At 64.9% G+C, this 12882-nt stretch carries 7 protein-coding genes and 1 pseudogene; 7 read left to right on the forward strand and 1 reads right to left on the reverse strand.

All coding sequences use genetic code 11. The features are described 5' to 3' along the window. On the forward strand, positions 1–1636 hold a 1636-nt coding region (locus tag PO768_RS25085; protein ID WP_272648218.1), incomplete at its 5' end, for a TnsD family Tn7-like transposition protein. A gap of 83 nt (positions 1637–1719) precedes the next feature. After that, a pseudogene (locus PO768_RS29355) lies at positions 1720–1818 on the forward strand (IS66 family transposase); the annotation flags it as partial. 131 nt (positions 1819–1949) lie between these two features. Here PO768_RS29355 and PO768_RS25090 read toward each other — a convergent pair. Next, complete coding sequence (locus tag PO768_RS25090) at positions 1950–5441, reverse strand: CHAT domain-containing protein (RefSeq protein WP_272648219.1); 3492 nt, start codon at positions 5439–5441, stop codon at positions 1950–1952. A 146-nt stretch (positions 5442–5587) separates the two neighbouring features. On the opposite strand from PO768_RS25090, the gene PO768_RS25095 reads away from it, so the two are divergent. The 5 genes from PO768_RS25095 (at position 5588) to PO768_RS25115 (ending at position 12437) form a co-directional block, all read left to right on the forward strand. After that, on the forward strand, positions 5588–6889 hold the full coding sequence (locus tag PO768_RS25095) for an alpha/beta fold hydrolase (protein WP_272648220.1): 1302 nt from the start codon (positions 5588–5590) through the stop codon (positions 6887–6889). A 7-nt stretch (positions 6890–6896) separates the two neighbouring features. Next, positions 6897–8387 (forward strand): hypothetical protein, encoded by a 1491-nt coding sequence (locus PO768_RS25100; protein WP_272648221.1) that lies wholly within the window; start codon positions 6897–6899, stop codon positions 8385–8387. Between the two features lie 8 nt (positions 8388–8395). After that, positions 8396–9781 (forward strand): CHAT domain-containing protein, encoded by a 1386-nt coding sequence (locus PO768_RS25105; protein WP_272648222.1) that lies wholly within the window; start codon positions 8396–8398, stop codon positions 9779–9781. Then, on the forward strand, positions 9751–11175 hold the full coding sequence (locus PO768_RS25110) for a hypothetical protein (protein ID WP_272648223.1): 1425 nt from the start codon (positions 9751–9753) through the stop codon (positions 11173–11175). The genes PO768_RS25105 and PO768_RS25110 overlap by 31 nt, the downstream gene beginning before the upstream one ends. 110 nt (positions 11176–11285) lie before the next feature. Then, complete coding sequence (locus PO768_RS25115; RefSeq protein ID WP_272648224.1) at positions 11286–12437, forward strand: hypothetical protein; 1152 nt, start codon at positions 11286–11288, stop codon at positions 12435–12437. Positions 12438–12882 lie beyond the last annotated feature (445 nt).

Genomic DNA, 12882 nt, shown 5'->3' on the forward strand with positions numbered 1-12882 from the left:
GCTGGAAGCCGTCGGCCTGAATCGCACTTCGTCCAGGGTCAAGATGACTTGGCCGGACGGATACGCCTCGCTCAAGAACTTACACCACCTCGTGGGACATCACCTGATCGCGGCGGAGCGTACCCACCTCAGGTATTACCTGCCATTCCATCGCGAGGAAGTCGTTAGAGCTGCAATCGATGCGGTCTGCGGCCCCAAGCTGGGGCCTCTCAAGATGCTGCTTGGTTTACCCGCGGCTCGCTTGCGGGCAAATCATCCGCTGAAGTCTTGCCCCGCATGTCGCATAGAAGATCAAAGAGACCACCAGGTTGCCTACTGGCACTTGGCGCACCAACTGCCGGGAGTCTGGAGATGCCATCTTCATGGCCAGGCCCTTGAAGTCGCGGCGCCGAAGGTGAACGGCTCGAGGCGCTTCCAGTGGGTACTGCCGGATGATCGATACTGCGGATTCGTTTCGCTGATCGATCGGCGTGCGCTTCCAGACACGCATTGGCAGATGCTGACGCGCATGTCTATCGATGCGCAAGCTTTATCGACGATGCCAGCCGCCTATCTTGCCGACCGATGCCGGCTGCGAAGCGTCTTCCAAGACTCACTCGAGAGTGCCGGACATGTTGGCCGCTCGGGGAAGTTGAAAGCGAGGTCGATCGGATCTGCTCTTGAGCGCCACCTCGCACTGGTTGCGAGCGCGCCGGACCTCGGTGCTCTGCGCCTGAACGCCGATCAAGCAGTAAACCTACTCCGCAAGGCGATGGCGGAGCGATCGGGAGTGAAGCACCCTGCGAAGGTCCTCGCAGTCATAGGTTTGGTATTCGGCAGCTGGAGCCGTTTTCAGGATTGCTTTCAGCGGGGGACCGCCTCCGCCGCAGAGGAGTTGTGCGCCGGCTCGCAAGATCCGCCCGAGACAGCAGCGGACATGCCAGGCAATCCTGCGCAGGTTCGTTTCTACGCGTTGGTCGAAAACGGGGCTGCCCCGAGCTCCGCAGCAAGAGCCGTCGGAGTCGACCCCCATACCGGACAGGCCTGGCTGTCCAAGCTCGGCGTATGCAGCAAGGGGCGACCCAAGAAGCTCGTAGACGAGCTCAGAAGGTCGATGGTCAGCGCTTTGCGCGGCGGGATTGAAAAGACACTGGTGGCAGAGCGTTACGAAGTTTCGGTTGAGACAGTCACCCGGGTGCTTCGCACCACGCCTGATTTACAGCGGCAGTGGCATGAGGCGCGTGAAATGCTTGCCCGCAAGCTGGCCCGCCGTAGGTGGAGTCACCTCGTCGAGAAGTTTGGGCATCTGGGTGTCAAACAGATTCGACTTCGTGCTCCTGATGCGTTTGCTTGGCTGTACCGGAATGACAGGGCGTGGCTCGATTCAGCGAATGCACTGCTCCCTCGGATCAGAGCCGGGAAGTCAACCCGGGTTGATTGGGCCGGCCGAGACGAGGCCTACGCTGCGGCCATTAGCTCGTTATTCTCATCACGCGTCGCGGTTGTCTCGGGCTCCAAGGTCTCCTTACAGGAAGTTCTCATGGCTCTTCCTGAACTGACACCAAAACTTTCGCAGCTTCATCGACTGCCTTCCACAAAATCGGTTCTCGACGCCGTCACAGCAAGACGACGTAGATCATCTAAATCCAAGGATTAGATGCGAGCGAAGTGGAACTTTCGCCAATAGTGGCCGCTGCACGGTATCCGGCCGCGTTCCTGGCCGGCTAGAACGGCACCCTCGTATGTGACCACTACAAGGGCTACGAGCCCGTCCTCAAGTTCGGTGAGCGTGATGAGGCGGGATGCCTTGTGCATGCGCGCCGCAAGTTCGAGGACTGATAACTGAGCTCGCGGTTCACCGACGCCGCCTAGCCTACGCTAGGCATGACATCACCACGGGCCTGCTCCTCCGCCTGCTCCTCCGCCTGCACCTGCACCTGCACCTGCAAGCGGTGATGATGGATCGAAGACTACGCACCAAAGAGCGCATAGGCGCCCCATTGCCGAGGATCGACTAGTTCCGGACCAAGATTACCGCGCGCGGCCTCTCGCTGCGATCGGGCCAGGGCCACTGCAGCGTGGACACCCGCGAACAGGTTTCCATAGAACGAAGCATGGAGGCGCCGCGCTGCATCGTCTTCGATCGGGCGCAGGCAGGCCAGCACGGTCCCGGCGCCTGCGATCAACCATGCGGGAACCTGACCGGGCTCTACGAAGCGTGACGACGCGCCCGCGCTGGCCGACGAACACGCGGCCAAGACCACCAAGGCGCCATCGGCTAGGCGAATTGCAGACACCACGGTATCGCCACCCAGAATCCCGCTGTCCCCCTCGATTAGGTTCGGTGCGAGCATCAGGTCCACACCGCCACCTGCGGTCAGCTCGCCGTGGCAGGCGAGGTGCACCAGGTCACAGCCTTCGACGATTTCCGCGAGGGTGCCGATGTTGGCCTGAAGGCCGACGAACGGTCCCTTGACCGCCATGCCGGCTGCATCGAGGTCGGCAGCCACTCGCTCCACTTCCTTTCGTGCGGCATCCAGGAAAGGAAGGTTTGGCCGATGCGGCGCGCCCAGGCACGCCGCAGTCTTCCACGTTCGCTTGGCGCGGGCTGCGCACACCTCGAGCACGCCCACGCCGGGGACTACCGACAGAGCTACCCGCTCGACCAGCGGCGCGCCTTCCATGGGCAGCTCAGCCCATGAGATGTCCTCCAATTCAGCGCTGGGCGAGATCAACACCACATCGTCGGGCCGCAGCTGTGCGAATCGCAGAGCCAGCCCGTCGAGCAATTGTGGCAGCCAATTGGCCGCATTGCCTTCGGCCGGGTGTGCGCACGCGGCAGCACCGTCGGCCCAAAGCGCGTAGGCGTAGGCCGTGCCTGCCTCTACGAGTAAGCCGACCCAGGTCGTGTGCGGGCCCAGGGCAGCCAGCGCGCGCCGCACTGCCGGGACGGCTGTCAGGCCGGCCCACGTGGCGTCATGCCACGCCGCGTAGCGCGGGTCACGCTGCGCCAGGGCCACTCGCTCGGCATGGATCAATGCCTCCAGTTCGTGCAGCCGCGCGGAGCGCTCTGCACTGCCGTCCGCCGTCGACGCCCACAGAGCGCCTTGCCGAAGTTCATCGCGCTCATCCAACAGGGTTGCGAGCTGACTCGACGCGGCGCCGGCCTTCGGTAACCATGCGGTGCCCAAACGCATGGACCTGGCCAGCGCCACCCGCTTGCCGCTCTCCGCGAGGACGATGGCCCGAGCGATGTCCTCGGTGGGTACACCGTCCGCGCAGACGGTGTGGATCGAAAGGGCCGCCGTGTGCGACAGCTCGCGCGCATCTGAACGCCCCTCGATGACTGCGCGGATCTCGCTGCGCATCAATGTCTCCAGCGCATCCAGTTCGCCCGAGCGGTCACCGCGCTCCGCAGCGCAGCTCGCCAGTTCTCGTGCAGCTGCTGCCACATGCTGCTGGTCGCCGGCGCTGGTGGCATGGCGAAGCGCCAGCGGCAACAGGGGATATGCCTCTTCAACGCGACCCGATTCACGCAGCAGCCGAGCCAGTTGAAGGTGCTGAATCCCAAGGTACTCGCTTTGCCCGGTCTCGGTGGCCAAGGCGATGGCCAGACGCAGGTCGGCCTCCGCTTCCTGGCGCGATGCAAGAGCAGATGCCGGCGCTTGCGTCTGGGCCCAGTTCAAGAGCAGGGTGCGCAGCACCGCCTTAGTACGCCCGGGGTTGCCGAAGCGCTGGAGCTGTCGAATCGAATCAGCCGGCAACAGCGAAAAGTCGCCCTCAGCCGCCGTGAGCTGCCGCAGCAGTTCCAGGCCCACCGCAGCCTCGGCCTTGAGGCAACCGAGGTTTGCCACGCAGCCGCTGCGCCCTTGGCGAGCCGCAAGCATGCCGGGCTGATCGGCCGCGTCGTGGCGTTCACGCTCCAGCCGCTCGAAATCCGACAGCGCTTGCCTGAGCGCGATCAGCGCGGCAGGGAGGTCACCGTTCTGCAGCACGAAGAGGGCTTGGTTCATCGCCAGCATCACGTCTGCGGTTGCCGTGGCGGCGTCCGCAGCAGCGCGCAGTTGGCGGATTTCTTCACGCACGCGAGCCGCGTCAGCGAATCCACCTCGCGCGATGTGAAGGGACTCCTGCGCCATGAGCACTGAAAGCTGCGGGCCGAGGTCACCGCCTCGGTGCTCCGCCAGCAGGTCGTGCGCCCGCGCAAGGCTCATCTCTGCCAGCGCCACCTGGCCCAGCGCGCAGTAGGCTTGCACGACACTCGCCGCAGCCCCGCACAGTGCCGCGCCTGTTGCACCTTGGGCGCGAAGGCAGGACTCGAGCACGAGGCGCCGAACCAGCACCTCGACCGGCTCACCCCCCTCTGCCAGGATGACCGGCCATTGCGCCATGGCGGTGCTGGCAATTTGGGTGAGGAAGGCCTCGGCATCCCAGAACGAGAGCTCTCCCTCGCGCAGGCGATGGACAATCTGCCGGACCATGTCCTCGTACGAGATGTCCGAAGGAGACCGACCCTTGATGTCGTCAAGGCGGCGGCGCAGGTCATTGATGCCGTAGGCAATGCCCTCGGAGTAGACGCCGGAACCGGTGGCCTCGCCGAGCGACCAGTCGGGCCCTAGCTGACGGCCAAGGATATCCAGCCGTGCCTCCATCACCCGGTCGAGCGCGGGATCACGCGCGGTCTCCGGTGGCGGCAGATAGATGCGCTCGCGCCCGCTTAGCCGGAAGAGGCAGGACAGGGTCGCCAGCGGATCCAGCGGCTGCGATGACTGGGCCGCCCAGATGCGCGCTGGCCAGGCGAGCATGCTGCCGCAGTGAGGGCAGGCATCGGCATTGAGGCGCCCGCCCAACAATTCGTCCCGCCAGCCTCGGTCCGCCTCGTCGTCCACAGCCCATGCGCGCAGGGCCAAACGGGGCTTGCGGCATGCCACGCAACCCAGCAACAGCAGGCCGAACAGGCCGCCCGCGCGCGGCGCCCATGCGGGCCAATCCGGCGCCCCTGCAGGCAGCAGTGTTCGCAGCTCCTCTTCCAGGGCAGGCTGGTCCTCTGGCAGCACGTGCGTCGGACCATCCTCGGACGGGAGGCCACCGCCGGCCGCACTGCAGGCGTTCAGGATCGCAACCATGAGCTCCGGCGCGCGTGCACATGCTGCGGCCGCGGGCGTCTGCGACCCAGGAACCGCAGCAGCGCCCTTCCGGGCGTAGGCTCGCATGTGCAGCATGGTGAACAGCGCGTCGTGGCGCTCCAGGAACAGCTCACTGAAGCCGGGCATCAATTTCTCGGCTTCGTCGAGTTGCAGACGCCGTTGCCTGAGGAACGAATGGAACCGCGGGTCGTGCACAAGTGGCTGCGTCGCAATCAGCCGGGCGATGGCGTCCCGATCCTCCGAGGACATTAGAAGCTTGAAGGCCTCCTCCAGATCGCCGTCACTGTGTGCGCCCGGACCCTGCAATGTCGCCATGGACTGCTCCTATCGATTGGTGTTGACACAGCGAGCTCTCGGCTGCAATGTGTACTGCTTCTGCAACAGCGGACTCGCCAAACATCATGCCCAGTGTCCTACCCGCCGGCCCCTATCGTGTCATCAGCTCGGTCGATGCAGGGGATGTGCCTTACTACGTCATTCCGTTCGACAAGAGCGGTATATGCGAAGGACCGCACACCCGGGAGCACCTGCTGGGCAACGCTACACAGCATACGGACATCTTCCTTTTTTCCCACGGCTGGAACAACGACTGGAGCGCGGCTACGGCCCTATACGAGTCGTTCATCGTGGGTGTCCAGGCCCTGCACCGCGAAGGCGCACTCGAATTTCCGCCGAACTTCAAGCCGCTGCTCGTCGGAGTCTTCTGGCCCAGCCAGACACTGACCTGGTTCGAATCCGAGGTCGGTCCTGGCTTTGCATCAGCCAGCCCGCAAAGCCTGGAAGCTGCCGCCGAGGCCGAACAACGCCTGTTGCGCGACGTGGCGGAGGCACTTCCGGTTTCGCACCGCACGCGCTTCCATGAGCTAGCCAGCGCGAGCTCCGTAAGTGCCGCGGAAGCTGCGGAATTGGCCGAACTGCTGGCCTCGGCCATTCCCGTCGACGATGAGGCCGGTGCGGGCACCCGGACAGCCGACGATCTGCTGGCCGCCGCCGCCGCGCTCGCTACGCCTGAGCCTGGCGAGGATGATGTCGGTAAGGTCGGCAGCGCGACGGGCGGTGCCGGACCATCGGCGGCGGGTTGGCACGATGTGCTCTCGAAGCTCAAGGTGCTCGATCCTCGGCACGTGGTCAAGCCGTTCACCGTGTGGCAGATGAAGGACCGCGCCGGCGTGGTGGGCCACGAGGGAGTTGCCCCGCTGCTCCAGGCGCTGCTTGACGCCGCGCCAGATGCGCGCATTCACCTGCTCGGGCACTCGTACGGTTGCAAGGTGGTGATGACGGCCTTGTGCGCCCAGCCTGACGGAACCCGTGGCGTTGAGTCTGTGCTGCTGCTGCAACCGGCGGTGTCGCAGTACGCCTTCGCTCGCGAAGTACCGGACGAAATCGGGCCCGGCGGTTTTCACAGCGCCTTGCTTCGCGTGAAGCAGCCCATCTGCGCAACCTACAGCGCCAATGACGTACCGCTGACACGTCTGTACCACATTGCCCTTCGTCGCAGCAGCGATCCAGGAGAACTGCAGTACGCGGGCGATGGCAGCACGCCAAGCCACTATGCCGCGATGGGCGGCTTCGGGGCCCAGGCGTCGGGCGCTGAGTTCCAGGTGATCGAGGACGTGGGCGTGTCTTACAACTTCGAGCGTCGCGGCCCGCTACGGGCCATCAATGGCACACGCACCATCGACGGCCATGGCGACATCAGTCATCCAGAGACCTGGTGGCTGAGCATGCAGCTCGCCACGGCCCACGAGACCCAGCTGGCCTGACTCGCCCATGGCCGAACAGCTCAAGCAGCAGCACGACATCCTCGTGCTTAAGGTGCAGCGGGGGACGGACGAGCAACCCGACCTGAGTGCATCGGTGCGCATCACTTTGCAGGGTCGTCGCGACGGGAAACTGGCCGACCTGCATGTGTGGCTGTTCGACGCCGACGAACTACGCCTAGAGGTCCCCAAACGGCGAAGGCGCGGGGAGGGTGCGCCTCCGTGGCCTTGCCTCCCTGATCGCTTCAAGGAAGAGTTGCAGTACGCAGTGCGGCACGTCGGCGCGATACAACGTCCGCTGTGGATCCATATGGTGAAGCCGTACGGAGCGCTCCGGTGGCTGGCATGGGAACGGGAACTGATCCCTTACCTGAACGTGCCGGTGCTGATGCTCCCCGATTTCATCTTCCCCCCGCCTCGCGAGGCATCGGCCGCTTTGGAGGTCGCGCTGTGTGCCAGCGCGCCGCTGGGTTGGGAACATGTTTATGTCCACCGGGCCGTTGATATCACGATGCAAGCGCTCCTGGTAGGGTCGCCACGACCCACGCGAGTGCACGTATTCGCTGACGCGGAGTTGCTACCGGAACTCCGTGTGCGCTGGAAACGCGTGCTCAAGTCCGGGCAGGTGGTGATCCATGACCCGCAGGAGGCCGCGCCTTTCGTGCAGTCTGACCTGGGTTCGCGCGTGCTCGACCACGCAGGTCTGCTGCGTTCTCCCTGGTTGCTTTGGATGCGCCAAACGCTGCGGCCACGCGCGGTGGATGTGGTGCACTTTTGCTGCTACAGCCGCCTTGCGAAAGACAGAGGTACCTTGCTGTTCGCCCAGTCTCCCCTGGGGCGCAGCGATGACTACCTGGCCGGGCCGGTCGGCCTCCTGGAACTGCAGACTTTCATGACGCAAATCGGTGCCTGGGCGACCTGCTTCGAGTTGCTCGCCGACGATTCGGCTGAAGGACTACGGGCTCTGGCCGACGAAGTCGCGCAAAGCCGTCCGGGACCGATGATGATGCACGACCATCACCTGGACCCCAGTGGCAGCGCGATTGCCGATGGTTACCGCTTCCTGTTCGGCCCGCCTCCACAGCAACCGCCGCAATCCCAGTCCCTGTTCCTATACTGTCAGCCCTACTTGGTGCATAACACGCTGTCTTTGGTGAGCCGTGGCCTGAGAGGCGCCGCCAATGTGGTGGTCGAGTCGCTGGGCCCGGTCGCCCTGCTTGAAGCGACGGCCCGCAATCCGCAGCAGGCGCTCTACGTGGCCGCGGCCGAACGGCAGCTTCCGACGGATGCCATGTGGCAAGCGAGCCAGAATGGCAACGCGTGGGTCTCCAGCACCGAGCGACTGGCCGAAGCGTGGCAGCTCCAGTACCAGAAACTCGCACGTGACGAACTGATGCCGGGCGGCATGGCCGAGCAAATGGCGGATGATCTGAGCGACACACTCCAGACCTTGCGCGGTGCCGTGGCGGCGCTGGCGAAGCAGCGGGGCGAGCTGCCATGAGGACGATCTTGGCCATCAGCACCTACGACGTGCCGGATCCCGTCACCGGCGCGGAACCCTTCATCGCCAAGGCCGAGCAGAGTTCACGCGCGCTGGAACCGGTGGCGCTGAAGTTTCGGCCGCTGACGCCCAGGCCGTCCAGGCCGCCGGCGTGGGAGCCGCCCTCGGTCACGCGCGAGTGCGGCCGTCAACTGCACGATGCTTTGGCTGCCCACCCCGGCATCGCGCCCGTTCTAGACCACTTGGCCAGCCTGAATGAGGCGCACTCGGAGCCGCTGTACATCCGCGTAGACCTCGGCGAGGTCGAGTCCATACCGTGGGAAACGCTGTGCAATGCCAAGGACCAGTTCATGGCCCTGGACGCGCGTTCACCGATGGGCCGGATCAGCGCAGCAGGCAATGGGAAGGGCAGCGAGCCGCGAGCAATGCCCGACACGCTGCGCCTGCTGGCGATCATCTCGGCCTATGGGATCCACAACCAGCACAACGAATGGCGCATGCTGCGCAAGGCGATGACCGAAGCTCGTGCTGCTGGCCTCGCTGTCGAAGTCCTGGTTCTCACGGGCGACGCGGCAACGCGGACTGTTGTGCAGGCCGACATCGAAAGCGGCATCGAGGGCATCTCGCTCGGTGGCGTGGCACCCAAGCGATCGATGGTCGTACAGGACATCATCGCCTTTGCGCCCCACGTGCTACACCTCTTCGCGCATGGCCGGCCAGGTGCAAAAGATGGGAGCCAATCGCTGGAGCTGGCCACGGCTTCTGACATGGCGAGTGACAACGGCCAAGGATCGGTGCGACTGCGGGCGGAGGACGTACGCGGCATCGCGAGGCTACTTCCCAATCCCTGGCTGCTCACGCTGAACTGCTGCCACGGCGCCGATGGCGGCGGCAACGACCTTTCGATTGCGCACCAGGCGGTAACTTACGGCTTTGCCTCGTCGATAGCCATGATCGACCCCATTGGTGCGCGCGACGCCCACGCCTTCGGCGAGGCCTTGTACCGCGCGCTGCTGCGAGATCTGCGCCTCGCATTGGCCGCGCTGGACAGCAGTCCTGTCGGCGCAACCATCGAATTCGAGATGGCGCCTATCGTGCGGGAAGGTCGCGCCGCCATACGTGACGCACATGAGGCCGAAGATGTGGACGACGACGCCGGCTCGCACGAATGGGCTGTACCCGTGCTCTACGTACAGAGTGTCGACCCGATGCGGCTGGTCAAGGCACAGGCGACTTTGAGTACCAAGCAGCGCCTGGCCATCGATATGGCAGTGGCCTGGCTGAAGAACATTCGCGAGACGCTTGACGAGGCGGGCAGGCTCCAGGTCATGAAAGCGATGCTGGCCGACATTCCCGAGTCCGCATGGCCGGACGTGAACGGGGAGTTCCGGTGAGCGGGATCTGGTCCAGCCCTCTGTACAGCAACGCCTGGTTCGGAGAGCAGGCCGAGAGCATGCTCGACCTGGGGTATGCCAGGTCGTGGGCCGCCCGCGCGGGGCCAGCCCCTCCGCAAGACCTGGCTGGGCCGGAACTCGACTTGGCCGACTGGCGGCAGCCCGACGTCGGGTGGGGCTTGGTCGTGCCCGACGACGACGCGGTCCCCGATGGCGAGAAGGCCCTCGGCAGAGACTTGCCGCTGGCTTTGCAGAAGCTCGTGGCCGAGCGGGGCCAGGCCCCCGTCCTGCGCTGGCGCCCCGACGTTCGGGATGGTCGCTTGCGACGCTACTTCACCGACCGACCGGCAGCCGACCTCCGGGTGTCGGGTGAGCGCGGTGTGGTAGGCCTCAAGGTGCCGCACTACCTGCTGATTGCCGCGTCGCCTGCAGCCATTCCGTGGCGCGTCCAGTATCGGCTGCAGACGGAGGCCTTCGTAGGTCGCATTGCCCTGTCGGGCGCAGCACTGGAAAACTACATCGAGCACCTGCTCGACGAGTGGTCGAGATGTGCGGTACAGCGCGCCACGCCAGTAGTCTGGGCGGTCGATCATGCCCACCCGGACATCACGAGGCTGATGCGAACGTCGCTGGCTGACAAGCTGGCTGCTGCGTTGCGGAGCGACCCGCAGGGCGAGTTCGCGCTCGATGGGGGACATCTCGTTGCGGAGGCTGCCCGGAGCGCGTCGTTGATCGGTGCGCTCGTGGAACGGCGACCGGCCTTCGTAATGACCTCGAGCCATGGCGCTACCTATCCGTTGGACAACCCGCTGAAGCTCCGGCAGCAACTAGGCCTGCCGGTGGATCAGGAGCGCCGTCTGTTAGATCTGACGGCACTGGCGGCTTGGAATCCGGGCGGCTGTATCTGGTACGCCCACGCATGTTGCTCGGCGGGTAGCGCGGCGGTAAGCGAGTTCGCCGGCATCCTCACGCCCTATACCAGCCTTGACCGCACACTGACCGCGGTCGCCGGGGCTGGTGACCAGGTGGCGCCCTTGCCGCAGGCTCTGTTGAGCGCACCAACGCCATTGAGGGCCTTCATCGGGCACGTCGAACCCACCTTCGACTGGACCCTTCGCGACCCCGAGACAAACCAGATCCTCGCTTCCCCGCTGGTAAATGCGTTCTCGCGAGAACTGCATGGTGTTTCTCGCCGACCACTCGGAATGGTGCTCCAGAGCTACGTCCGCGCCGTAGCGGGCCTGCTCATGGACCATGCCGACGCGCTGCGTGACCACGACGACCTCGTGCCGGGCGCCATCGAGCGCGCCTTGCGCAGCAAGCTGATGGCCAGTGATCGCCAAGCCCTCGTGCTGCTTGGCGATCCAACGGTCAGGATGCCTGCGCCATATTGAGTTCCATTCCCCCCGCTCAAGCGCGTGCATGGCGTAGTGCGGAGCGTGCGGTCGGAGGGCCGTTATAGGTCGGTGTACAGGCTTGACCGGCCTTGATGTCGGAGCGACCCATGACTCAAGCTTCGCAGGAACGGCAGAGTTATGCTGTCGAGGTGACGGCCCGGGTGCGGCAATCAGCCGCGCCTTGCGAGTTCAAGTGCTTGACCAACCTTTCACCAAGGGGAGGCCGGATGGAATGCTGTCGGCAGGCCACTGAAGCGCACTACCTGGCGTGGTTGAGAGAGGTGAACGGCACCGACCATGCGCTCATGCACGAGCACCTCATGCAGACTCTCGATCGCCTCGCTCCGACGGCCCGGCAGGCGTTCCCCCATGGCCTCTCCGTTCGTGTCGCGGAACTCCCCGGCGCGCAGGCACGCGCCTTCACAGGGAAGTGCCGCACGTGTTCGGGCGCGATCCAGCTTGTCGTAGTTGACGCGCGCCTCATGTTCTGGGTGTGGCGGCTGCTTGCTTCGGCCGCCGGCAGGATCATGACCTGGAACCCGCCGCGCTTCACCTATCGGACGACCGCCGGCCTGTCGGCGGAAGAAGCGTCTGCCCACAATGCCCAGGTTGCGACGGCCATCTCCTATCTCCGGCCCAAGTTGAGTACGCAGCACCTCGATGCGCTGGTGCACGACCTGGACGCCTGCCCTCAGCCCGCCAGGAATCTCGCTCTCACCTTCGCCGACTACGCAGAGCTCTGGATCCTGCTGCACGAGGTCGTCCACACCACAGACGTCGCGATCTTCCAGGCGGCCTCGCCGGAGGCGCTTGCAGGGGAGCAGGTTCCGGAGGATCAAGTCCCGTCCTGGAACGAAGAGCTTCGCGCCGACTGCCACGCCATGGACATCCTTCGGCAGGCGCAGTCGCACGCGGCGCAACTCGGCGGCCAGCTGCCTGAAGACTCGTTGCGAGGCATGTTCAGCGTTTTTGGAGGCGTCGAGTTCGCATTGCGCGCCATAGACTTTTGCGACGAGATCGAATGCGTGCAGTCGACGACTCATCCATCTGCATCGCGTCGGTTCGCCTGCCTACAGAACCTTGTTGAAAGCAGAAGGCACGAGCTTCTCCCGGGCTGGGACTATTGGGAGTGGCGCAAGCCATTCCTGGTCGCCTGGGAAGTCCTGCTGGATGACTATCGCAAGCAGTATCCGGGAACGTTCGGGAGTCCGCGGCCTGAGGAAGGGAGTAACCAGACATGTCCGGCGAAGCCTGCCTGAACTCGACTTGCGACCGCTGGATGACGCCGAGCGTCGAAGGCCCGAGCGAGTAAGGAGGCGACTTCACGATCGGACCAGTCGCCCCCCCGGATCCCCGCCACCGGGCGCGTTCCAGCGTAAGCGAAGCCGACGATGTCGACAGCGCTTGAAACGGCTCGTTGGCAAAGGCGCAAGTTCTGCGGCCGAATGACCGCTACGTCGGCCAGCAGCTGACGCCAACGGGTTGGGAACAGTCGCACGGCCTTCGGACTAGAGCGTCAGCCAAGCGCCAAGCAGCGGTCGTTCGATCAGGCCCGAGTCAAGATGCCGTGCCCGGTCGCTGACGTTGCATGCAATGCGGGCCCCCATCTGTGAACGTCAAACTCTGATGGTGTTGTACTGACCTGCCCCCTCCCAGGCGTACCAGCGTAAAGGTAGCGAAGTCCATCAACCAGGAGAATGATGG

The sequence above is a fragment of the Paucibacter sp. XJ19-41 genome (genome assembly GCF_028462495.1).
In the GTDB taxonomy this organism is placed as follows: Bacteria; Pseudomonadota; Gammaproteobacteria; order Burkholderiales; family Burkholderiaceae_C; genus Roseateles_E.

Coding starts and splice junctions, on each gene's coding strand:
- PO768_RS25090 (WP_272648219.1), bottom strand. CDS start 5,441: ATGGCGACATTGCAGGGTCCGGGCGCACACAGTGACGGCGATCTGGAG.
- PO768_RS25100 (WP_272648221.1), top strand. CDS start 6,897: ATGGCCGAACAGCTCAAGCAGCAGCACGACATCCTCGTGCTTAAGGTG.
- PO768_RS25110 (WP_272648223.1), top strand. CDS start 9,751: ATGGCCGGACGTGAACGGGGAGTTCCGGTGAGCGGGATCTGGTCCAGC.
- PO768_RS25115 (WP_272648224.1), top strand. CDS start 11,286: ATGACTCAAGCTTCGCAGGAACGGCAGAGTTATGCTGTCGAGGTGACG.